At 70.2% G+C, this 22,094-nt stretch carries 20 protein-coding genes; 8 read left to right on the top strand and 12 right to left on the bottom strand.

Annotation, left to right across the window (positions count from 1 at the left end):
* The first annotated feature begins 61 nt into the window (after positions 1–61).
* Entirely contained in the window at positions 62–940 is an 879-nt protein-coding gene (locus ACZ63D_RS04095; protein ID WP_465353690.1) for an ornithine cyclodeaminase family protein, read from the top strand.
* A gap of 59 nt (positions 941–999) precedes the next feature.
* Complete coding sequence (locus tag ACZ63D_RS04090; protein WP_465352820.1) at positions 1,000–1,632, top strand: class I SAM-dependent methyltransferase; 633 nt, start codon at positions 1,000–1,002, stop codon at positions 1,630–1,632.
* Positions 1,633–1,936: 304 nt separating this feature from the next.
* Here ACZ63D_RS04090 and ACZ63D_RS04085 read toward each other — a convergent pair whose 3' ends face one another.
* Positions 1,937–2,218 (bottom strand): antitoxin, encoded by a 282-nt coding sequence (locus ACZ63D_RS04085; RefSeq protein WP_465352819.1) that lies wholly within the window; start codon positions 2,216–2,218, stop codon positions 1,937–1,939.
* Between the two features lie 207 nt (positions 2,219–2,425).
* Between ACZ63D_RS04085 and ACZ63D_RS04080 the strand changes: the two genes are divergently transcribed.
* Positions 2,426–3,520: a CaiB/BaiF CoA transferase family protein gene (locus ACZ63D_RS04080; RefSeq protein WP_465352818.1), complete on the top strand. Its 1,095-nt coding sequence runs from the start codon at positions 2,426–2,428 to the stop codon at positions 3,518–3,520.
* Positions 3,521–3,786: 266 nt separating this feature from the next.
* Here ACZ63D_RS04080 and ACZ63D_RS04075 read toward each other — a convergent pair whose 3' ends face one another.
* Entirely contained in the window at positions 3,787–5,007 is a 1,221-nt protein-coding gene (locus ACZ63D_RS04075) for a cytochrome P450 family protein (protein ID WP_465352817.1), read from the bottom strand.
* A 152-nt stretch (positions 5,008–5,159) separates the two neighbouring features.
* On the bottom strand, positions 5,160–6,656 hold the full coding sequence (locus tag ACZ63D_RS04070) for a purple acid phosphatase family protein (protein ID WP_465352816.1): 1,497 nt from the start codon (positions 6,654–6,656) through the stop codon (positions 5,160–5,162).
* Between the two features lie 337 nt (positions 6,657–6,993).
* On the opposite strand from ACZ63D_RS04070, the gene eno reads away from it, so the two are divergent.
* Positions 6,994–8,268, top strand: a complete 1,275-nt coding sequence (gene eno, locus ACZ63D_RS04065) for a phosphopyruvate hydratase (RefSeq protein WP_465352815.1) — start codon at positions 6,994–6,996, stop codon at positions 8,266–8,268.
* Between the two features lie 45 nt (positions 8,269–8,313).
* On the opposite strand, the gene ACZ63D_RS04060 is transcribed toward eno, so the two are convergent.
* From ACZ63D_RS04060 to ACZ63D_RS04050, 3 genes are all read right to left on the bottom strand, one after another.
* A complete protein-coding gene (locus ACZ63D_RS04060; RefSeq protein ID WP_465352814.1) occupies positions 8,314–9,411 on the bottom strand; it encodes an MFS transporter in 1,098 nt (365 codons plus the stop codon).
* A gap of 1,114 nt (positions 9,412–10,525) precedes the next feature.
* Positions 10,526–11,281, bottom strand: a complete 756-nt coding sequence (locus ACZ63D_RS04055; protein ID WP_465352813.1) for a S1 family peptidase — start codon at positions 11,279–11,281, stop codon at positions 10,526–10,528.
* A 798-nt stretch (positions 11,282–12,079) separates the two neighbouring features.
* On the bottom strand, positions 12,080–13,291 hold the full coding sequence (locus tag ACZ63D_RS04050) for a hypothetical protein (protein WP_465352812.1): 1,212 nt from the start codon (positions 13,289–13,291) through the stop codon (positions 12,080–12,082).
* A 172-nt stretch (positions 13,292–13,463) separates the two neighbouring features.
* Here ACZ63D_RS04050 and ACZ63D_RS04045 point away from each other — a divergent pair, with 172 nt between their 5' ends.
* Positions 13,464–14,117 carry an SDR family oxidoreductase gene (locus ACZ63D_RS04045; protein ID WP_465352811.1) on the top strand — a complete coding sequence of 218 codons (654 nt, stop codon included), beginning with the start codon at positions 13,464–13,466 and terminating at the stop codon, positions 14,115–14,117.
* A 205-nt stretch (positions 14,118–14,322) separates the two neighbouring features.
* On the opposite strand, the gene ACZ63D_RS04040 is transcribed toward ACZ63D_RS04045, so the two are convergent.
* The 3 genes from ACZ63D_RS04040 to ACZ63D_RS04030 are packed head-to-tail and all read right to left on the bottom strand — an operon-like array spanning position 14,323 to position 16,385.
* Positions 14,323–14,715 (bottom strand): Imm1 family immunity protein, encoded by a 393-nt coding sequence (locus ACZ63D_RS04040; protein ID WP_465352810.1) that lies wholly within the window; start codon positions 14,713–14,715, stop codon positions 14,323–14,325.
* Between the two features lie 30 nt (positions 14,716–14,745).
* On the bottom strand, positions 14,746–15,987 hold the full coding sequence (locus ACZ63D_RS04035) for an RNA polymerase sigma factor (protein ID WP_465352809.1): 1,242 nt from the start codon (positions 15,985–15,987) through the stop codon (positions 14,746–14,748).
* The gene (locus tag ACZ63D_RS04030) at positions 15,987–16,385 is read right to left on the bottom strand and encodes a YciI family protein (protein WP_465352808.1); all 399 of its coding nucleotides are present in this window, start codon (positions 16,383–16,385) and stop codon (positions 15,987–15,989) included. The genes ACZ63D_RS04035 and ACZ63D_RS04030 overlap by 1 nt, the downstream gene beginning before the upstream one ends.
* 206 nt (positions 16,386–16,591) lie before the next feature.
* Here ACZ63D_RS04030 and ACZ63D_RS04025 point away from each other — a divergent pair, with 206 nt between their 5' ends.
* Positions 16,592–17,383 carry a thioesterase family protein gene (locus ACZ63D_RS04025; RefSeq protein ID WP_465352807.1) on the top strand — a complete coding sequence of 264 codons (792 nt, stop codon included), beginning with the start codon at positions 16,592–16,594 and terminating at the stop codon, positions 17,381–17,383.
* Between the two features lie 109 nt (positions 17,384–17,492).
* Here ACZ63D_RS04025 and ACZ63D_RS04020 read toward each other — a convergent pair whose 3' ends face one another.
* Positions 17,493–18,269, bottom strand: a complete 777-nt coding sequence (locus ACZ63D_RS04020) for a GntR family transcriptional regulator (RefSeq protein WP_465352806.1) — start codon at positions 18,267–18,269, stop codon at positions 17,493–17,495.
* A 95-nt stretch (positions 18,270–18,364) separates the two neighbouring features.
* On the opposite strand from ACZ63D_RS04020, the gene ACZ63D_RS04015 reads away from it, so the two are divergent.
* A complete protein-coding gene (locus tag ACZ63D_RS04015; protein ID WP_465352805.1) occupies positions 18,365–19,417 on the top strand; it encodes a YeiH family protein in 1,053 nt (350 codons plus the stop codon).
* Between the two features lie 4 nt (positions 19,418–19,421).
* Here the strand turns inward: ACZ63D_RS04015 and ACZ63D_RS04010 are convergent, their stop codons facing one another.
* Positions 19,422–19,694 (bottom strand): hypothetical protein, encoded by a 273-nt coding sequence (locus ACZ63D_RS04010; protein ID WP_465352804.1) that lies wholly within the window; start codon positions 19,692–19,694, stop codon positions 19,422–19,424.
* A gap of 93 nt (positions 19,695–19,787) precedes the next feature.
* Between ACZ63D_RS04010 and ACZ63D_RS04005 the strand changes: the two genes are divergently transcribed.
* A complete protein-coding gene (locus tag ACZ63D_RS04005; protein WP_465352803.1) occupies positions 19,788–20,294 on the top strand; it encodes a putative immunity protein in 507 nt (168 codons plus the stop codon).
* On the opposite strand, the gene ACZ63D_RS04000 is transcribed toward ACZ63D_RS04005, so the two are convergent.
* Positions 20,291–21,910, bottom strand: a complete 1,620-nt coding sequence (locus tag ACZ63D_RS04000; RefSeq protein WP_465352802.1) for an ABC-F family ATP-binding cassette domain-containing protein — start codon at positions 21,908–21,910, stop codon at positions 20,291–20,293. The genes ACZ63D_RS04005 and ACZ63D_RS04000 overlap by 4 nt on opposite strands.
* Between the last annotated feature and the right edge of the window lie 184 nt (positions 21,911–22,094).

Here is a 22,094-nt window from a genome sequence, read left to right as displayed (position 1 = left end):
GCGTTGTGACCTGCGGCTCAGCTGGACTGTCAGGGGTCTGTGGGATGCTCGGCGGGTGCGAATGCTCCTCGATGCCCGGCCCACTGTGCAGCAAGCCGCCGACGCCGTCCGTGCCGCTCTCGCCGACGGTCTCGACCCCGACCAGGACCCGCCCCGCTCGGTCGTACCGGTGCCTACCGGGCAGTTTCTGCTCATGCCCGCGTTCTGGGGCCGCTACGCCGGGGTCAAGGTCGCGTCCGTCGCGCCGGACAACCCGGCGCGGGGCCTGCCGCGCATCCAGGGTCACTACCTGCTGATGGACGGTCCGACACTCACCCCGATGGCGCTCCTGGACGGCGTCGCCCTCACGTCGGTGCGCACGGCGGCGGTTTCCGCTGTCGCGGCGGACCTGCTCGCCGTGCCGGACGCGGAACGTCTGGTGGTGTTCGGGACGGGTCCGCAGGCGGAGAGCCACATCGAAGCTTTACGGGCCGTCCGGCCGGTGCGGGACGTGGTGGTGGTCGGCCGGAATGCCGAGCGCACGCAAGCCTTCGCCGCGCGGTATCCGTTCGCCCGGGCAGGCACGCCGGACGACGTGGCCTCGGCCGACCTGGTCGTCTGCTGCACCTCGTCGCGGACTCCGGTCTTCGACGGCGCGAAGGTGCCCGAACATGCCACTGTCGTGGCCGTCGGCTCGCACGAACCGGAAGCGCGGGAAGTCGACGATGTCCTCATTGGACGGTCCACGGTGGTCGTGGAGGGGGTCGGCGCGGCTACCCGCGAGGCGGGGGACGTCGTGCTGGCAATGAAATCCGGCGCCCTCGCCGCCGATGACCTCGTTCCCCTCGCGGCGCTGGCCCAGGGACGCGCGGTGCCTGCCGGGCCTCGGCTGTTCAAGAGCGTCGGAATGGCTTGGGAGGATTTGGTGGTCGCGGCGGCCGCCTATGAAGCCGCCGAGTGAGCGGAATCGTCGGCGGGGGCCGATAGCCTGGCATCCTTCGACGGCGAGGGGAGACCGGGATGTCCCAGGAAATGACCACCGCGGCGGAACTGTTCGACGCGATCGGAGCCGGGTACGAGGAAGCGTTCGGCCGTCCGCCGGTGGTCGACGCGGCGGTGCGGGAGCTGCTCGCGGTGCTGCCGCCCTCGGCCCGGGTGCTCGACCTCGGCAGCGGGACCGGTCGCCCCACCGCGGCGGACCTCGCCGCCGCCGGGCACCGGGTGACCGGGATCGACGTGTCCGCGGAAATGGTGCGGATCGCCCGCGAGCAGGTGCCCGAGGCCGAGTTCGTGCAGGCTGACCTGCGGGAATGGGAGTCGGAGCCGGAAACGTGGGACGCCGTGTGCGCGTTCTTCCCGTTCCTGCAGCTGTCGCGGGCCGAAACGGAGCGCGCACTCGGCCGCATCGCGGGCTGGCTGGTGCCCGGCGGAAGGTTCTCGCTGGTGACCGTGCCCTCCGACGTCGAAGACATGCCGGTCGATTTCCTCGGCCACTCCATCCGGCTGACGAGCTTCCCGGCGGATGCGCTGGCCGACCGCGTGCGCGCGGCCGGGCTGGAGGTGACCGGGACCCGGTCGGAGGTGTTCGCTCCGGACAAACCGGGCGCGGAACCGGAGGAGCACTTGCTGATCTCGGCCCGCAAACCCGGCTGACCGGCCCGGAAAAGCGGATCGCGAAACAGTTCAAGCGGCTGGCGCGAAAACGGGGCGGCATTTTCCGGCGAACCAGGCGGATAACCTGGAATTCGCGCGGAAAACACCGCCCCGTCATGTTCTGTGCGGCCCGGTTCTCTGGTCGGCCGAAAACAAGCCTCACCGCGGCTAAGGATTGCCGGAAGCAGCGCGGTTCGCTCGCTGTGGCCGGTTCAGACGGTCGACCGCGATAGCCGGTCCACTCGCTCGCCACCGGTTCGCGCCACCGCTCGGGACGCGGGAACTCAGGCCGGTACGGGCCTCGTTACTGCTGGTCGCCCTGGCCGAAGCCGCCCTGGTCGCCGCCCGGCTGACCGCCCTGGTCGAACCCGCCCTGCGGCTGGCCGCCCTGTTCCTGGCCGCCCTGCTGGCCGCCGCCGAAGTTCTCCTTCAGCTTGTCCGCGCCCTGGCGGATCTGGTCGCCGTGCTTGCCGCCGGTTTTCTCGTCGGCGAATTCGGCGGCCTTGTCGACGCCCTGGCCGACCTTGTCCGGGTTGTTGCCCGCGAATTCCTGGATCTTGTCCTTGGCCTGGTCGAAAAAGCTCATTGAAATCCTCCTTGATCCATTCGTGACCCATGGATACCAGCCGGGTACCCGAAGGGCGCGGCCGTGAGACGCCAGTCCCCGGTTCGGGTGAGGCGCGGCGCCGGTTCTGCCCGGGTCGGGCCACGGGTGGGTTACCCCACACGCCCGGACGCGGACCGGACCGGCCGGTAGGGTCGCCGCGGCAGGCGCCGGAGCCGAGGAGGACGTGTGGCGGGACCGTTGAGCGGGCTGAAAGTCGTCGAACTGGCCGGGATCGGGCCGGGGCCGCACGCGTGCATGGTGCTCGCCGACCTGGGCGCGGACGTCGTCCGGGTGGAACGGCCTTCCGGATCGCTCGACCTCAGCGGCGGCAAACCGGACCCGCTGCTGCGCGGCCGCCGCTCGGTGGCCGCGGACCTCAAGACCCCCGAAGGCCGCGAACTCGTCCTGCGGCTCGCGGCGAAGGCGGACGTGCTGATCGAAGGCCTGCGCCCGGGCGTGACCGAACGGCTCGGCGTCGGCCCGGACGACTGTTTCGCGCGCAATCCCCGCCTGGTCTACGGCCGGATGACCGGCTGGGGCCAGGACGGCCCGCTCGCCCAGCGCGCCGGGCACGACATCAACTATCTCGGCCTCACCGGCGTGCTGCACGCGATCGGCCGCGCGGGCGAGCGCCCGGTGCCGCCGCTCAACCTGGTCGGCGACTTCGGCGGCGGGTCGATGTTCCTGATCGCGGGCGTCCTCGCGGCGTTGTGGGAATGCGGCCGGACCGGACGCGGCCAGGTCGTGGACGCGGCGATGGTCGACGGCGCGAACGTGCTGTCCCAGATGATGTGGGCCTTGCGCGGCCTGGGTTCCTGGTTCGACGAACGCGGCACGAATCTTCTGGACGGCGGCGCGCCCTTCTACGACACCTACGTCTGCGCGGACGGCCGCTACGTCGCCGTCGGTTCCCTCGAGCCCCAGTTCTACGCGGCTCTTCTCAAGGGCCTCGGCCTCGTCGCGGAAGACCTGCCGCCACAACTGGACCGGGACGGCTGGCCCACCCTCCGCGCCACCTTCACCCGCGTGTTCCTGAGCCGGACCCGCGACGAATGGGCCGAAATCTTCGACGGCACCGACGCGTGCGTCACGCCAGTGCTGGCTCCCGACGAGGCGCCCCAGCACCCGCACATCGCCGCCCGGTCAGGCCTGATCACGCTGGACGGGATCGTCCAGCCCGCCCCGGCACCGCGGTTTTCCCGCAGTACGCCGGATGTTCCGACCTCGCCGCCGGTCCCGGGCGCGGACACGGAGAAGGTGCTCGCGGACTGGGGCGCGTAGTTTCCGCGTTCGTTCCGGTGGGCGGCGTGGTGAAGGAGGGCACCGGGCTTGGCTGGTTTGCGGCAGTGGGGCTGCCCTTGTAGTCAGACCGCTTGGCTTCGCGACCGAAATCGCGGCCGGTACCGTCCTCGGCTGATGGGGGAGCAGCTTGGAGGGAGCCGCTCGCCTGCAATCAGACCGGTTGGCTTTGCGGCCGGTGCGGCGCTGCCCTCGGCTGGTCGGCGAGCAGCGTGGCCGAGAACCCTCCGCACCGCCGCCCAACCCACCTAGTCCCGCAGCCGCACCGGCAAAGCCACGTGCCCGTTCGTGATGAACGACGGCACCGGCTCCAGCTTCTCGCCGGGCACCGTCAGCGCCAAATCCGGGAACCGCTCGAACAGCGCGGGCAGCGCGAGTTCCGCTTCCATCCGGGCGAGCTGCGCGCCGAGGCAATAATGCACGCCGTGGCCGAACGCGAGCGATGATTTGTCCTTGCGGGACAGATCGAACTCGTTCGCGTCCGGGCCGTGGTGGCGCTCGTCGCGGCCGGCCGGGCCGAGGGAGGCGAGGATCGGGTCGCCTGCCTGGATGGTCGCGCCCTCGACCTCGATGTCCTCCCGCGCGAACCGCAACGGCAGGTGCGAAAGCGGGGCCTGCCAGCGCAAAGTCTCGTCCACGACGTCCGACCAGGTGCGCGTTCCGCCGAGGACCTGACGCAGCTGCGCGGGATGGGTCAGCAGCGCGGTCACCGCCTGGTCGAGCAAGTTCACCGTCGTCTCGTGACCAGCCGTGATCACCAGGATCAAGGTGTCCACGAGTTCCGCTTCGCTGAGCCGGGAGCCGTCGGTGTCGCGGGCGGAAATCAGTGCGGTGGCGAGGTCGTCGCCCGGTTCGGCACGCCGTTGTGCGACGAGACTGGCGAGAATCCCGTACAGGAGTTCGACATTCGCGGTCGCTTCTTCCGAGGTCGCCGACGTCGCGAAGATCCCGGCCACCGCGGTGCGCAGGCCCTCCCTCGCCTGTTCGGGCACGCCGACCAGCCGGCAGATCACCTCGATCGGCAGCCGGTAGCAATACTGTTCCCGCAGGTCGGTTTCGGCGGGTCCGGCTTCGAGGCCGGCGAGCAGGCCCTCGACGATCTCGGCGACCACCGGGCGCAGCGCGGCGATCCGGCCGGGTGCGAAAGCCTTGGACACCAACGATCGCAGCCGCCGGTGCTCGGCGCCGTAGGCGGTGAACATGTTCTGCACGGAAACCCAGATGTTCAGCGACCAGTCCGCGGAAACCTCGCCGTCCCGGTAGGCGGGCCAGTGCTGCCGGGCGTCTTTCGACACCCGCGGGTCGGCGAGCAGGGCGCGCAGCAGCGGCAGGCTGGTGACCGACCAGGCGAGCACGCCGCCCGGCAGTTCGACCACGGTCAGCGGTCCGCGGGCGCGAAGCCGGGCTCCCTCGCCGTGCACGTCCGGCGCCGCCGGGTCGAGCACGAAAGGGGTGACGGCGTGGTCCATGGGCGCTCCTCGCGGCCCGATGGTCCACAATGGACTGACGATGGGGGAGGTGTCCGTTGCGGCCACCGGGTCCACGGCAAGCGTAGCGCGGCCGAGGACCGCTCTGTCCGGCTTGAGGGGTGGTCCGGACCAGACCGGGGAAGGGGTTGACGTCAGCCGTCGGCGCGCTGGCGGTGCAGCGAAAACCGCTCGAAGACCGACAGCTCGCCAGTCGGCTTGTTCACGTTGTAGTAGGTCACGTGCATCGTCGTCGTGCCGCCCGGACGACGGCCGGGGTCCACTGTGAACGCGGCGAATCCGTAGGGGTGGTCGAGGTCGCGCACCGCGCTCCACACCGCTTTTTCGCGCACGTACGTCGGTTTCCGCTTGCCCGTGGCCGGATCCCGCTTGTCCGCGACGGCGGTCAGCACCTTTCCGGTGCCGTCGGTGAAGAAGCTGCCGTTGGTGGTCCCGGAGACGCCGCCTCCGCCGAGGATCATGTGCACGGTGCCGTGCGTGGTGTCGATGTTGTCGGTCGCCGCGGACACCGGGTTCGGCGTGAGCGTTTCGCTTTCCGCGACGACACCGCGTACGGCAAGGGAACGTTCGTAGTCGTGCTCGTGCCCGCAGAGCACCAGGTCGACGCCGTAGCGGTCGAACAGCGGGCCGTACTTCTCGCGCAGGCCCAGGTCGGCGCCGTTCGCGTCGGACGAGCTGATCATCACTTGGTGCATCGCGACGACGATCCAGTCCACGTCGCGCGACGCCCGCGCCGCGGCCAGTTCCTTCTCCAGCCAGGCGAGCTGCCGTCCGCCGGAGTAGCCGTTGACGTAGAGGTCGCCGCCGTCCTGCAGGCAGTTGTCGTCGTTCTGCAGCACGATCACCCGGACCGACCCGACGGTGAAGCCGTACCAGAGACCGGCGAGTTCCGGATCGGTTTCGGTCGAGGGCAGCTGGAAGTACGCCTGGTAGGCGTCCATCCCGATCGCGCCGTTCTTTTTCTCGATCTCGTGGTTGCCCGCGGCGGGCATCCACGGCCGGTACCGCGCCGAACGGGTGTTGTTGGTGAAGAAGTTGTTCCAGGTGCGCACGCGGTCGACGTCGAGGTTGGCATAGCAGAGATCGCCGTTGAGCAGGTGGAACAGCGGCGCGACGGTCTCGATCCCGGTGACGATGTCCTTCGTGGCCGGGGTGGAGAAGAAGTCGAGCGCGGGCGCGCCCTTGAGATCCCAGGTGACCTGCGGCGCCGACTGGTCGCCGAAGCTGGTGAAGGTGAACGCGGACCGTCCGCCGGGCGCGGTGCGGAACGTGCCCGCGTCGGGCGTCGCGCCGTCGTGCTGGGCGACGTAGAGGTACTCGGTGTTCGGGCAAAGGCGGTCGATTGCGGCGTGGTGCACCCAGACCGTGCGGTTGGAAGCGCCGTCGAGGTAGGTGCGGGTGACCGCAGGCGCGTACGAGCCGAAGCCGTCGTCGAGCGTGCCGTAGAGGACGCGGGGACGGCGGACCGGTCCGTCGGTGAGCCACGAAACCACCATTTGCCGGGCGGGGTCGCGGCCGAACGTGAGATGCAAGCCCTGCACCGGCGTCGCACCGCCGCCCGAGGACGGCACGAGCGGCGCGGCGGCTGCCGTACCAGTTCCGAGCAGTGGTACGGCAGCGCTAGCGCCCATTAGGCCCAATGCTCCTCGACGGCTGACGGTGTTGGACATGGCGGCGGCCTCCTCCGGCTCCCAGGCGGAAGCGAAGCTATGCTCGCCGCGAGGCCCGGCGATGAACGCGGCCTGTCCGGGGCGTGAAGTTGTCCGCCGGACGATTCCGGTTCGTTCCCTTTGCCGGGAAAGGGCTTCCGGACTGTCCTCAATGGAATCTGCCAGCTGAGCCGGATCGATTCAGAACAGTTCTGCTAGCCTCCGGTGTGACGTGCGGCTCGCCGTGGTGCCGCGTTGCTGCCGGAGCGCTCCACGGAGCGTGCGCTGAGTGCTTCGGCTCGAACCTCCGAGGAGCGTTATGACAGGCATCGTCCGGGTCCGGGGCCGTGAGGTGCTCGACAGCCGGGGCAACCCGACGGTCGAGGTCGACGTGGTGCTGGCGGACGGGTCGGCGGGCAGGGCGGCGGTGCCGTCCGGGGCCTCCACCGGCACGCGCGAGGCCGTCGAACTGCGCGACGGCGACGCGAAGCGGTTCCACGGCAAGGGCGTGCGCAAGGCGATCGACGCGGTGAACGGCGAGATCGCCGACGCCGTGGTCGGCATGGAAGCCGAGGCACAGGCCGACGTCGACCGCGCGCTGATCGCCCTCGACGGCACCGAGAACAAGGCCCGCCTCGGCGCGAACGCGACGCTCGGGGTCTCGCTGGCGGTGGCGAAGGCGGCCGCCGCGGCGAACACGCTGCCGCTGTACCGCTACGTCGGCGGGGTGTACGCGCATCTGCTGCCGATGCCGATGATGAACATCATCAACGGCGGCGCGCACGCGGACAACCCGATCGACTTCCAGGAGTTCATGATCGGCCCGGTCGGCGCGTCGACGTTCGCCGAGGCCGTGCGGATGGGCTCGGAGGTGTTCCACACGCTGCGGAAATCGCTGCACGACGCGGGACACAACACGAATGTCGGCGACGAGGGCGGGTTCGCGCCGCAGCTGGGGTCGGCCGACGAGGCGCTCGAGTTCGTGGTCCGCGCGATCGAGCAGACCGGGTACGAGCCGGGCAAGGACATCGCGCTGCTGCTGGACCCGGCGGCGTCGGAGTTCTACCGCGACGGCGTCTACGACTACACCGGCGAGGGCCGCAAGCGCAGCGTCGAGGAGCATGTCGCGTACCTGACCGAACTGACCGAGCGCTTCCCGATCGTGTCGATCGAAGACGGTCTCGCGCAGGACGACTACACCGGCTGGAAGCAGCTGACCGACGGCATCGGCGACCGCGTGCAGCTCGTTGGCGACGACCTGTTCTGCACGAACGTCGAGATCCTGCGCGACGGCATCAAGCGTGGTATCGCCAACTCGATCCTCATCAAGGTCAACCAGATCGGCACCCTGACCGAGACGCTGTCCGCGGTCGACACCGCGCACAAGGCGGGCTACTCGGCGGTCATGTCGCACCGTTCGGGCGAAACCGAGGACACCACCATCGCCGACCTCGCGGTGGCGACCGGCTGCGGCCAGATCAAGACGGGTTCGCTGTCGCGATCCGACCGGACGGCGAAGTACAACCAGCTGATCCGCATCGAAGAGGAGCTGGGCACCGAGGCTCGCTACGCGGGCTGGGACACCCTGCGCTGAGCTTGTTTTCCGGCGGCCCGGGCTTTGCGCCCGGGCCGCCGGGTTTTACTTTTTCACCCGCAAAAACATTGCCGCGGCAGTGAAAGCCGCACTGACCCAGAACGCCGCACGCGCCTGCGTCGCGTCTACGACAAAGGCCCCCGCCACCGCAGGCCCGACCACCGCGCCGAGGTTGAACGCCGTCGTCGCGATCGCCCCAGCCACCCGCGGCGCGTCCTCGCTGGCAGTCGTGACGATCGCAGCGATCAACGCGGACCCGACCCCGAACGCCGCCGCCCCGGAAACCAATGCGGTGGCCAGGAGCCCCGGAAGACTCTGCGCCGCGAAGAACGCCGCCACCCACACGATGGTCAGCACCGCCGCGCCCGGTGCGAGGATTTTCGGACCCGCCTTGCCCGCGAGCGTGACGCCGACGAACGAGCCCACCCCGAAAGCCGCGAGCACAACCGGCACCCAGCCCACCGGTGGGGTCATCGTGCCAAGGTAGGTAAAGGCCGCGAACGTCCCGCCGTTGACGAGAACCCCTTTGACCACAGTGGCCACGACGCGCGGCTGGGTCAGGACCAGCCATTCGCGATACACCGGCGTGGTCGCCGGCGGGTCGTCGAAGGTGGTTGTGACGAGGGCCGCGGCAGCCACCGCAGTGATCGCCGCGATGGCCCAGAACGCGGCCTGCCACCCCGCGTACTGCCCGAGCAAAGTCCCGGCCGGGACGCCGACGATGCACGCGAGCGTGACCCCGGACAGCAGAACGGACGTCGCCCGCCCGACCGCGTCCGCCGGGACGAGCGAAGGCAGTGCCGCGAGCGCCACGGCGAGAAACCCGGCGTTGGCGAAGGCCGCGAGTGCCCGGGTGGCGAGCAGGAGCGGGAAGTCGGTGGTGAGTGCGCCGATGACGTGGACCGCGGAGAAAAGCCCGAGGAACGCGAGAAGCGCGAGCTTGCGCGGCAACTTGCTGCCGAGCATCGCGAGCACCGGTGCCCCGGCGACCATCCCGGCCGCGAAGAGGGACGTGAGCAGCCCGGCGGTGCCGAGGGAAACGCCGGTGCTGTTGGCGATTTGGGGGAGCAGCCCGGAGAGGACGAACTCGGACGTGCCTTGCGCGAAGACCGCGCTGGCTAGGAGGAAAAGGATGGGAGGCAAGGGGATCGACTCCGAAGGACCGTCGGCGCCTTGGACGCCGGAGGGATGCGGACGGTTCGATGGCGGAGTGGAGTGGGTGCGGTGGGCTGCACTGGCTCGCTGCGCTGTGGGTTGCTTTGGCGCGGCCGGTCGCTCGTGCCGGTGGCAGTGCTGGGACGTGGCCATGTGCCGCTTGAGGACTCGGGTCGCAGGCCCGGTGAGCTGGTTGCTCCATGGCTTGCTTGACGCGGTCGCTCGTGCCCTTGGCATGGACTTAGCCATACCCCGCTTAAGAGACTCGGACTGGTGGCCCGGTGAGTTGGCCGCGCGTGGCTTGCCTGTCTCGCGACGTCCGTGCCGTGGCAGGGCAGTTACCGCCGTACCGGGCAGGTTCGCGCCCGTGGCGTGGCTGCGGTCGCAGACAGCTGGGTACCGCCTGAACCGCAGTGCGGCGCTGCCTTCATGCCTATTCTCGCCAGCACGAAAGCGCTACTGCCTGACGACTTCGTCGCTCTAGGCCAAGCTCCCGCCGGTCGGCCCGGCCGGGATGTGCCCGCTGCACTCATCACTCCGCCGCCCAGCTCTCGGCTGGGCGGCTACCGTCTGCTGGCCTCCGGCGACGTCATGCCCCGGACTTTACCGTGCTTCGCACGGCACCTGTGGCTGGTGGTCGCGGCGGGCCGTTCCCAGTTCCTCCCCCAGAAGCTTTTCCGGCCTGACGCGACCGGTCGCGACTCGGTTGCGCCGTCGGAAGCCGGGCGCGGCTGAGTCATGCTCGCGCGGTGTCGTGGTGGCCTTCGCGGCTGGTGTCGGTTCGGTGCGAAGCCAGGCCTGCCACGCACGCGGCGGGGGTGTTTCGGTTGGCCCGGTCGGGCCGTTCCACGCGGCGTGGCTTCCTGCTCGGGCTGGACCTGCCCCGCCTTGGTGCGGGAACCGGAATCTCGACTCGGGAACCAGAACCTCGCCCGGACGGTCCGGCTTGGTGCGGGAATCGGAACCTCGGTGCGGGAACCGGTGCCTCGCCCGGTTGGTGCGGCTCGAGAACCAGAACGGTGCGGGAATCGGAATCTCGTCCGGCTTGGTGCGGGAACCTCGCCCCGCCCGGTCCGGCTCGGAGCGAGTCCGTCTTCGCCGCTCAGCCTTGTCCGGCGTGGGCGGCGATGTCGTCGGCGAAGGACGTCACCCTCGTGTACATCCCGGGTTTGCCGGGCTTCCCGCATCCGTCGCCGTACGACACGATGCCCACGACTGTGTCGCCGACCAGCAACGGGCCTCCGGAATCGCCTTTGCAGGCGTCGACGCCGCCGTTCGGGTAGCCGGCGCACAGCATGCTCGTCGCGGAGTATTCCGGATATGCGGTGCGGCAGGTGGAGTCGTCGGCTATCGGGACGGTGGCTTGCCGCAGGTAGTCCGAGCGGTCGCCGCCGTCGGCGACGCGGCCCCAGCCCAGGACGGTGGCGGTCGTGCCCGCGGGGTAGCGGCTCGGGTCGCGGGTCAGGTCGGCGGAGGGATAGGGGAGCGTGCCGCGGACGGTCAGGACGGCGATGTCGGAACCTTGTTGCGGGGTGCGGAAGTCCGGGTGTTGCCAGGCCGCGGACACTGCGAGGACTACGCCGTCCTGGGTGCGTTTGTCCTCTCGTCCGGCTACTACGCTGAGCTCGCCGGCCGGGACGGTGGCGGCGCAGTGCGCGGCGGTCGCGACCGCGGTGCGGCTGACGATGACGCCGCCGCAGAACTGGGTTCCGTGAATGTCCACTAAGTACACTGCGTACGGATTCCTTGCCAGGGAGGTTTTTTCGCCGCCGATGATGGTCGGGGCGGCAGTGGCGGGTGTGCTCAGGCTGATGGCGAACAAGATGACGGTGGCGATGAGTGCTAAACGGCGTGGCATGGCGGACCCCCTCGGCTGCGGCAGCGCACGTTGATCACTTTACCTGGCGGTTGAGCGGAAAACCGTCGCTGAACCGGGTGGAAAGCTCGGGGGCAGAGCTGGATTCTCGCGGCAGCTGAGGCGAGAGATCTCCGGAAGAGCCGTTCTGGCAAGGGGTTTTCGCGGAAAGGCTGGGAGCGTGGAAGAATCAGCTGGAGCGGCCGTCGGGAAATGGGTACCCGATTGACGCGCCGCCAAAGGGCGTGGAAGCGGAGAAGAAGTTTCAGAACTGAATCCGTCGGCAAGGCCCGCGGTAACAGCGAGGTCGGTGCGGAGTCAGCCAAATCCGCACCAGGAACACCGCTCGTCACGGGGGAGGAGTGATGGGAATCGCTGGTCTGGGGCCAGTCTCGAGGCCCCGGCTCGCCGTGGCGGAGAGCGAAGGGAAACCACCGGTGCGGGACCGCCCAACCCGCACCGGGGGACACCGCCTCGTCTCGACAAGGCGCAGCGGGCGACGAGGAACCATCGGTCTGGAACCAGCCTCCGGCTCGTTGCTGCAAGCACAGCCGGGCGAAGAAAACCCACCAATGCGGGGCCGCTCCGAAGTACCGCAGCGGCGACCCCAGGTCCCAGCGGAGCGGCGCCGATGGATCGTCACGGCCGGGCGAAGAAGACCACCGGTGCGGGGCCGCTCCAAAGTCCCGCACCGGCAACCCCCAAGCCTCAGCGGAGTGGCACTGCCGGACCGTCACAGCCGGGCGAAGAACCCACCGGTGCGGGACCGCCCCCAAGCCCCGCACCGGCAACCCCCAAGCCTCAGCAGAGCGGCGCCACCGGACCGTCCGAACCGGTCTTCACATACGTGTCCGAGATGTAATGCCCCGCCCCGATCCGGTCCCAGATCGTGCTGGTCCCGAACTTCCCGGTCACCGAGTCCCCGTTGACGTAGCACTCGATGTTCACCCGGGCATAGTTGGCCGCCAAGCCCTTCACCGACGAGGACGTGTGCGCGCCCGACCGGACGTTCACCGGGTCGCCCGCCGTTTGCACCAGGCCGGTGGCCGCGGCGGAGCCGGTCCACAGGTAGGTGACCTTCACGTTCCCGTTGTCGCCGAGGCCGACGCCGGAGGCGAACGTGCCGTCGGCCAGGTCGATGCCCGCCGGGTTGCCGACTTTGTATCCGAGGTCGTCCCGGCCGCCGTTGTAGCCGTTGTGGTAGGCGGCGTAGGCCTCGGGCTGGCCTTGCGGCAGGTCCTTGTACTCCGCGCGCACCGAGGGCGGGTTCCAGTAGTCGTCCTTGGTGTTCCACGGGCCGACGTCCCAGACCGGCGCGTATTCGCAGCGGCTGCCGTCCGTTTTGCACACTCGCACGCTGTAGTTGCCGGTTCCCTTGGGCGACAAGGCTTTCCCGGACGGAAGCGCGACGAAGTGGTCGTTGCTCGCGATGACGTGGCCGTTCGCGGTGGTGTGGCCGGCGAGGCCTTCGCGGGTGGCGTAGACGGTGTAGGTGAGCGGGGTGGCGGCGACGAGCGCGTTTGCCTGCGGGGAAAGGGATCCGGTGAGTTCCACGTCGCGCACGGCGGGGCGGGCGGCGGTCGTGCTGGACAGGGTGATCCTGGTTTGCACGACGCTCACTGCGCGAGGAAGCGCGGTGCCAGCGGGGGTCCATTCCGTCCAGTCGTCGGCACCGGAGCGGCCGCGGACGTCGACTTCGACCGAGGTGCCCGCCGGGGCGTCAGCGGAGATTTCGGCGGATATCCGGTTCACCGGCGTGGACAGCCGGCGTTCGGCGGAGAGCAGGTAGCCCTCGCTGCCCAGGGCCGGACCGGCGGGTCTCCACGCGGGGTCTCGCAGCGTGAGTGTGCCGCCGGAAGCGGCGACGTTGACGTCGTCACTGTCCACTGAGGACAGATCGGCGCGCCAGGCTCCGGTCGCCCCGGCAGCGTTCGCTGGCGTCGCGCCTGCGATGACCGCCCCCGCGGCGAGCAGTGCGGCGACCGTGCGCCGGACCGTCACATTCCCGACCACGACGGATCTCCCTTCACTCGTCCGAATCGAACTGCCGGAGTGTCGGAGGGATCCGTACACGATCCATACAACGATCTCGCCCGGTCGTGTACCGGGAGCGCGAGGTTGACAGCGGGGAGTCACGCAGATAACTTCGCAAGCAAAGTTAATTTAAGAGCAAAGGAAATGTGGGATGACCATCCTGGTGACCGGAGCGCGCGGAAATGTCGGGAGCGAGGTCGTCCGGGTGCTCCGCGAAGGCGGGCACGAGGTGCGGGGATCGGCGCGGGACGCGGCCGCGCTGGATGTGCCGGACGCGGTGTCGCTGGATCTCGCGGCGGAGGGTGGCTTCGAGGACGCGTTGCGCGGCGTGGACGCGGTCTTCCTGTATCCGACGCGGCCCAATGGCGCGGCGGATTTCCTTGCCGCGGCGCGAAAGGCGGAGGTGTCCTACGTCGTGCTGCTGTCGTCGCCGGACGTCTTCGAGGGGGCGGCGGACAACCCGATCCGGCTGGGTCATTTGCCCGCGGAGACGGCACTGGCGGAGTCCGGGTTGCCGTTCACGGTGCTGTATCCGGGCTGGCTGGCGGGTAACGCCCGGCGTGACTGGGGTGCGGCGATCCGGGCGGGGGAGCCGGTGCGGCTCTTTTCTCCAGAGGCGCAGTTTCACGCCGACGGCCGAGGCGGACGTAGCCGCCGTGGCCGCGAAGTTGCTCACGGAGCGTTGCTACCCGGGGCGGGCGCTGGCGCTGACCGGGCCGGAATCGATGACGCAGCGTGCGATGGTGGAAACCCTTGCGGAGGAGTTGGGTCGCTCGATCGAAGTGCTGGCCGAAACGCGGAGTGAGGCGCTGGCACGGCGTCCGGAGTGGATGCCCGCGGCGGTTCTCGAGCATCTGATGGACGTGCAGGAGGCTGCGATGGGCCGGAGGGCTCCGGTCAACAACACGGTGGAGCGGTTCGCGGGACGGGCGACGTCATTTCGCGAGTGGGCGCGGGCGCACAAAGACGACTTCGCTCCGAGGTGACGAGCTGTCCGAAGTAGACAAAAACTAGGCGCGCTTCCAGGAAACGCAGGCAGGTCGCGTCCGGGATTCGCACAGTTCCCGCACCGCGCGCAGGACTTCCTCGGCGGAGATCTCGCTCCCGGCGGGCTGCGGGAAGTGCGCGCCTTGCAGGCTGAAGTAGTCGAGCGGCCCCTCGCCCGCACCGTCCGTGGGCAGGTAGGTCTCGCCGTTTTCGTGCCACGCCAGGCTTCCTCGTGTGCCGCGCAAACCGGCGACCAGGTACGGCGTCCGCGGCTTCCGGCCCGCGTACAGCCACCAGACGACCCCGGCGCCCGGCTGGGGAGGTTCGGCGGCGCGCAGAGCGGAGAGCACGTCGTCGGCAGTCGTCTCGGTGACGTCGTACCCGGTCCGGCGACGGGCGTCTTCGATGCTCGCCATGGTGTGCTCCGCTCGTGAAGTGTCCTGATACTACTCGGTGCCGATCGGCGAGCGACGTGTGGAACTGCTGGTGCGGAGCCGAGCCGCGCGCAGCGTCAGATAGCGCTGCTCGGCGGTGTTTCCGGTGTGGGCGGCGGCCGCGGTGTAGTGGCGGATGGCTTCCTCTCGTTGCCCGGCCAGTTCCAGCAGGTGCGCGCGGGCGGCGGCGAGGCGATGGTGGCCGGCGAGCCGGTCGTCGAGTCCGGCCAGCATCGCGAGCCCGGCGTCCGGCCCGTGCACCATCGCAGTCGCGATCGCGCGGTTGAGCGTTACGACTGGGTTGCCGGTTAACGCTTCCAGCCGCGTGTACAGCGTCAGGACGCGCGGCCAGTCGGTGTCTTCGGCCCGCAACGCGATGTCGTGCGTCGCGGCGATCGCGGCCTGCAGGCGGTATCCGCCGAGGCCGTCGCGGGTCAGGGCGGCGGTGATCAGCGCGACGCCCTCTCGAATCAGCGTACGGTCCCACAGCGCCCGGTTCTGGTCGGCGAGCGGGATGAGGTCGCCGTCCGGTCCGGTGCGGGCCGGACGGCGGGCGTCGGTGAGCAGCATCAGCGCGAGCAATCCGGCCGCTTCGCCGTCGTCCGGCAGTGCGGCGTACAGCAGCCGCGCCAGCCGGATCGCCTCGGCGGACAGTTCGGTGCGGTGCAGGCGACCGCCGCCGCTGCTCGTGTATCCCTCATTGAACACGAGGTAGAGCACGTGCAGCACGGACCGCAGCCGGGCCTGTCGCTCGTCCTCGGCGGGCATCCGGAACGGCAGGCCGGACTTCGTGATTTTCGCCTTGGCCCGGCTGATCCGTTGCGCCATCGTGGTTTCCGGCACGAGGAACGCGCTGGCGATCTCCGCGGTCGTCAGGCCGCCGACCGCCCGCAACGTCAAAGCGATCGCTGACGCCGAAGTCAGCGAAGGATGCGCGCACAGGAACAACAGCGTCAGCGTGTCGTCCTGATCCGGCACCTCGGCTGCCCGCGGTTCGGCGGCAACGGTGTCCTCGCGCCGCCTCCGGGCCTGGTCGCTGCGGAAGCTGTCGACGAGCCGGCGGCTGGCGGTCTGCAGCAGCCAGCCGCGCGGATTTTCCGGGATCCCTTCGGCAGGCCAGTGCCGGACGGCGGCGATGAGAGCTTCCTGCGTCGCGTCCTCGGCCGCGCCGAAATCGCCGGACCGGCGCGCGAGCACGGCGAGGACCTGGGGCGCGAGCGTGCGCACCAGATCCTCGACCTCGCTCCGCGACATCAGACGGCCGGCGCGCTCATCAGCTGGCGCACCTCGATCGGCACCCGCAGCGGCGTGCCCTGCGGGCCCGGCGCGGCCGAGACCCGGGTCGCGATCTCCAGCGCCCGCTCCTCCGATTCGACGTCCACCACCCGGTATCCGGCCAGCAGTTCCTTGCCCTCCGGGTACGGCCCGTCGGTGACGACCGCGCCGCCCTTGCCGTCCGCGACCACGGTCTTCGCCGCTTCCGGCCCAGCCAGCCCTTCCGCCTCGACGAGTTCCCCGGCCTCGGCCAGCTCGGCGTTGAGCACGTGCTGGAACTGGATGTGTGCGCGGATGTCCTCTGGTGCCCATTCCGGCAGCGGGGCATCGCAGCCTTCGCCCTGGGCGTAGGTCTGCAGCAGCATGTACTTCGGCATGGCGTTTCCTCCAGAGTCCGGCTCGCCGCTTCCGGGCGGGCTCACCAAGAGAACGGAACCCGCACGCCGTCCTCGACACGCACTGCGGACATCTTGCCGGGGAATTCGCGCCAGGGAGGGCGGGCCGGGTGGCGTGGGTCTCAGTGCCCGGGACGACTGGGCGGTCTAGCAGGTAGGTTGCGGTAAGCAACTCACCTGGAGGGACCGTGAGCACGACGACCTTCGCCGCGGTGTCCGCGGTCAAGCAGCGTTCGGACACCGAGTTCAGCGTCGACCTCAGCCCGGCGTGGACCATCGGCGGCCGCCCCAACGGCGGCTATCTGCTGGCCACGATCGCCCGCGCGGCGACCGTCGTGTCCGGGCATCCGGACGTCCTCGCCGCCAGCGCGCACTACCTGCGCTCGCCCGAACCGGGGCCGGCGGAGATCGAGGTCGAGGTGCTGCGCACCGGCCGGACCGCGACCCAGCTGCGCGGACGGCTGCTCAAGGACGGCGTGCCGCAGGTCGAAGCCCTGCTGACGCTGGGCGTCCTCGGTGAGGCGGAGCCGTTCTGGCAGGACGGCGTGCCGAAGCCGGAGTTCGGCCCGTTCCCGGACGAGCCGTGGGGCCCGGCCGTGCTGACCTCCGGCATCCCGATCGCGATCCGCGACGAGATCGACGTGTACTTCGACCGCCCGCTCGTCGACGGGCCCAGCGGCCGCGGCGAACTGCGCGCCCTGCTGGCGCTGCCCGGCGACGAGCCCTTCGATCCGGTCAGCCTGCTGTTCGCGGTCGATGCCCTGCCTCCGGCGACCCTCGACGTCGCGCCGTCGGGCTGGGTTCCGACGCTCGAACTGACCGCCTACGTGCGGGCGCATCCGGCTCCCGGCCCGGTGCGGGTGCTGCACCGGGCCCACCTGATCGGCGACGGGCGCGTCGACGAGTCCTGCCACGTGTGGGACAGCGCCGGGACGCTGGTCGCGCAGGGCACTCAGCTAGCCGGGATCCGGCTCGGCTGAATCACCCGGTCGTGAGGGCCACCCTCAAGGACTCTGATTCCGTGAGGGTGGCCCTCACGGTGCCGACCGCCGTGAAGGTGGCCCTCACGGCGGTGTGAAATCCGCCGGCTCAGCGGGTTCCGGCCAGCGCCCCCGTGGTGACCAGCCGGTATCCGGTGCGCCCGGAGAACTCCGCCGTCAGCGCGAACCGGTCGCCGCGCACCAGGGTGTGCCGCCATTCGATCCGTTTGCCCGCGCTGGTGCCGAGGCGGCCGATGGAGAACGCGCCGACGGTTTCGCCGCAGCCGAGCAGGGTGCGTTCGGCGCGGGTCGGCACGACGGCGCGGATCTGTTCCTCGCCGTGGTCGAGCCGGACGCCGGTGCGGCGGTGGAGTTCGCCGTACAGGCTGGTGTGCTGGAAATCCGCGTCCAGCAGCGGCCGGGCGAGGTCGGCGGGCAGCCACACCCGGTCGACGGCCAGCGGGTCGTTTCCGGCCAGCCGCAAGCGTTCCAGGTACAGCAGGGGAGTGGAGCCCTCCAGCGACAGCCGTTCGGCGACTACCGCGTCCGCGCGGATGTCGAGCCTGCGCACGACGCTGTGCTGGTCGAGCCCGGATTCCTCGACCGCGGCGAAAAGGCTGTAGAGCGCACCGAGCGGCTGCTGGATCTCGGCGGCCGCGGCCACGCGGGGCTGGCGTCCGCGTTCGGCGATGAGCGTGCCGTCCGCGCGCAGTTCCCGCAGCGCCTGCCGGACGGTCTGCCTGCTGACGCTGTATTCCTCGGCGAGCGCGAGCTCTCCGGGGAACGCGCTGTCGAATTCCCCGGCGCGGATGCGCACCAGCAGCCGCTGCTGCAACTGCTGCCACAGGGGCTGTCCGCCGGTGCGGACCAGCTCTGCCTCGCCCATGCCCGAACAGTACCGCTTGCCAAATGTACGGACAGCTCTTAGATTAAATGTACGTACATTAGCGAGGAGGCCAGAGTGCGCACAGGAGTGAACCGGTGACCGGCGCGACGCTGGGAGCGACGCGCGCGACGGCGGAATGGCGGGCCAAGCTCGCCCGCCCGGTGCCGGGGCTCGCGGTCGCGCTGCTGGTCGCGGCGGTGGCGACGGCGGGCGGGAAGCTCGTGCCGGTGGTCGGCGGGCCGGTGCTCGCGATCCTGCTCGGCGCGGTCGCCGGGGCGGTCGTGCCGGGGCTGCGCGGCTGGCGGTTCAGCCCGGGGTACGCCATCGCGTCGCGGCCGGTGCTCCAGCTGTCGATCGTCGTGCTGGGCACGGGACTCTCGATCCAGCAGGTGGTGCACGTCGGCGGGCAATCGCTGCCGGTCATGCTCGGCACGCTCGCGATCGCGCTCGGCGGCGCGTGGGTGCTCGGCCGGCTGCTCGGCGTTCGCGGGGACACGCAGACGCTGATCGGCGTCGGCACGGGCATTTGCGGTGCGTCCGCGATCGCCGCGACCAGTGCGGTGCTGAAGCCGAAAGAAGCCGACATCGCTTACGCGCTCGGCACGATCTTCACCTTCAACGTCGCCGCGGTCCTACTCTTCCCGCCGCTCGGGCACGCGTTGGGAATGTCGCCGCACGCGTTCGGTCTGTGGGCCGGAACCGCGGTGAACGACACGTCTTCCGTCGTCGCGGCTTCTTACGCCTATGGCGGTGACGCCGGTGCGTACGGCCTTGTCGTGAAGCTCACCCGCACGCTCACGCTGATCCCGATCGTGCTGTTCCTCGCCGTGCTCGCCGCGCGCAAGCAGACCGGTGGCCGGGTCTCCTTGCGCGCCATGCCTTGGCACCGGCTGGTGCCGCCGTTTCTGATCGGCTTCCTCGCCGCCGCGACGGTGGAAAGCGCGGGCTGGATTCCGCAATCGTGGCACGCGCCGCTCTCGACGCTCGGCACCTTCCTGATCACCATGGCGCTCGCTGGGATCGGCTTGGCGCTCAAGCCGTCCGACCTGCGCAAGGCGGGACACAAACCGCTGCTGATGGGGGCCATTCTGTGGATCGCGGTCGCCGCGTCCAGCCTCGGGTTGCAGGCGCTGACCGGCGGGATGTGACGCGCTAGCGCACGCGTGGGTTGCGCTTCCGCCGCCTGCGCGCGGCAAGGGCCGCCAGCAGCCGGGGAACTCCTCGGCTCCGGCGCACGAACACCAGCGGTTCGCCGCGTGGGTCCGTTCCGGCCCCCGCGGCGATTTCCGTTCGCTGGCCGCGCCGGAACTCGTCGAGCCCGGCGGAGAACTCGTCCGGATCGCCGCCGACGTCCGGGTGATGGGTGCGCACGAACTGGCGGTAGGCCGCCTTGTCGGCTTCCGACCACGCCCTCCGCTCGTCCACCGCCGCCCTTCCCGGTTGAGGGTTTCGCCCAGTACTCCTGCCGGAGGTCAGCAGGAAGTGCCAACCGGCAGTTCAACGATACAGTTCAAGCACATGACCGAGGAGATCGAACTCGACCTCGCCGAGCTTCGCGCCGTCACGGCGTACGCGGTGAATTGCGCCGAGCCCGCGCTGCGGATCTTCGAACAAGCCCGTCCGGACGACCGCCGCCCGCACGAAGCGATCGAGGCGGCTCGGGCGTTCGCCGAGGGGGCCAAGCGCAGCAAGACAATCCGCGACCGCGCGTGGGCGGCGCAACGCGCGTATCAGGAAACCCGCGACGCCGGACAGGACGCCGCGAGCGAGGCCGCGCGGGCAGCTGTCGCCGCTGCCGGGGCGGCGTTTCTGCATCCGCTCGCGAAAGCGACGCAGGTGTGGCACATCCTCGGGTCGGCCGGACATGCGGCTTACGCGTTCGAGCTGGCCGGGATGGCGGCACAGCGCCCGGCGGCCGATCCGGTCGTGGCCCGGGTTTTGTCGCGGTATCCGAAGGCACCGGGCGGCCGGGGCCGGGCGGGGGAGCTGGTGCGCGAGCTGGACGCCTTGCTGCGCAAGGGTTAGCGCACCCGCTCGACCCGCCGTTCGTCCCAAACCGGTTCCGGGGTCTCGCGGACCACGCCGTCGGAGCCGAAGACCAGGTAGCGGTCGAACGAGCGCGCGAACCAGCGGTCGTGAGTGACCGCGAGCACCGTGCCCTCGTAGGACTCCAGCCCGTCCTGCAGCGCCTCGGCCGATTCCAGGTCGAGGTTGTCGGTCGGCTCGTCCAGCAGCAGCGCGGTGGTTCCGGCCAGTTCCAGCAACAGGATCTGGAACCGCGCCTGCTGCCCGCCGGACAACCGGTCGAAGGCCTGCTCGCCCTGGCGGTGCAGTTCGTACCGGCGCAGCGCGGCCATCGCCGCGCCGCGATCGGCCGCGTGTTCCGTCCACAGCACGTCGACCAGCGTGCGCCCGGTGAGCTCCGGCCGCGCGTGCGTCTGCGCGAAATGGCCGGGCACGACGCGAGCGCCGGTCTTCCACTCGCCGGTGTGCGCGACGTCGCCACCCGCGAGCAGCCGCAGGAAATGCGACTTCCCGGACCCGTTCGAGCCGAGCACCGCGACCCGCTCGCCGAAGAAGATCTCCAGCGAGAACGGCTTCATCAGCCCGGTGAGTTCGAGGTTCTCGCAGGTCACCGCGCGTACGCCGGTGCGGCCGCCGCGCAGCCGCATCCGGATGTCCTGCGGTCGCGGCGGTTCCGGCGGGGGACCGGCCTCCTCGAACTTCCGCAGCCGGGTCTGCGCCGCCTTGTACCGCGACGCCATCTCGTCGCTGCGCGCGGCGTACTGCTGCATGTCCCGGACCAGCCGCTTGAGCTGGGCATGCTTTTCGTCCCAGCGCCGGCGCAGTTCGTCGTAGCGGGCGAAACGTTCCTGGCGCGCCTCGTGATACGTGGCGAAACCGCCGCCGTGCACCCAGGCGTCCGCGCCGTCGCCGCCCGGCTCGACGCTCACGATCTTGTCCGCCGCTCGGGCGAGCAGCTCGCGGTCGTGCGACACGAACAAGACGGTTTTGCGGGTTTCCTTCAACCGGGCTTCGAGCCAGCGTTTGCCGGGGACGTCGAGGTAGTTGTCCGGCTCGTCCAGCAGCAGCACCTCGTCCGGCCCGCGCAGCAACGCTTCCAGCACCAGCCGTTTCTGCTCGCCGCCGCTGAGCGTGCGCACGAGCCGCCAGCGCGCGCGGTCGAACGGCACGCCGAGGGCTTCGGTCGTGCACATGTCCCAGGTGGTCTCGAACTCGTAGCCGCGGGCTTCGGCCCAGTCGCTGAGCGCCTGCGCGTACTGCATTTGCGCGGCCTCGTCGTCGACCTCCAGCATCCGCTCCTCGGCCGCGTCGACCGCTCTCGCGGCGTCGCGAACCCGTTTCGGGGCAACGGAAACCAGCAGATCGCGCACCGTGCGTTCGTCGCGCACCGATCCGACGAACTGCGCCATCACGCCCAGCCCGCCGGTCACCGTGACCGCGCCCTCGTCCGGTTTCAGCTCTCCCGACAGCATGCGCAGCAACGTGGTCTTGCCCGCGCCGTTAGGGCCGACCAGCGCGACGACGGCGCCCTCGCCGACCCGGAACGAGACGTCGCCGAGCAGCGGACGCCCGTCGGGCAGCACGTAGCGCAGATGCGCGGCCTCCAAATGCCCCATGCCGCGCACTCTACCCAGGCCGAGGCGAAACGCCGCACGATTTTCCGGACGTCTACAAAGGACAGTGGGGGGGGGGGGGGGGGGGGGGGGGGGGGAGGGAGGGGAGAGGGGGGGGGGTGGGGGGGGATTGTTTTCTCCTTGTTGTTTGGTTTTGTGGTTTTCTTTTTGTTCTTCTTTTTTTCTT

Source organism: Amycolatopsis sp. NPDC104775 (genome assembly GCF_055583325.1).
Note: the sequence above shows the minus strand (reverse complement) of the source record. Positions and strands in the feature narration are given on the sequence as shown.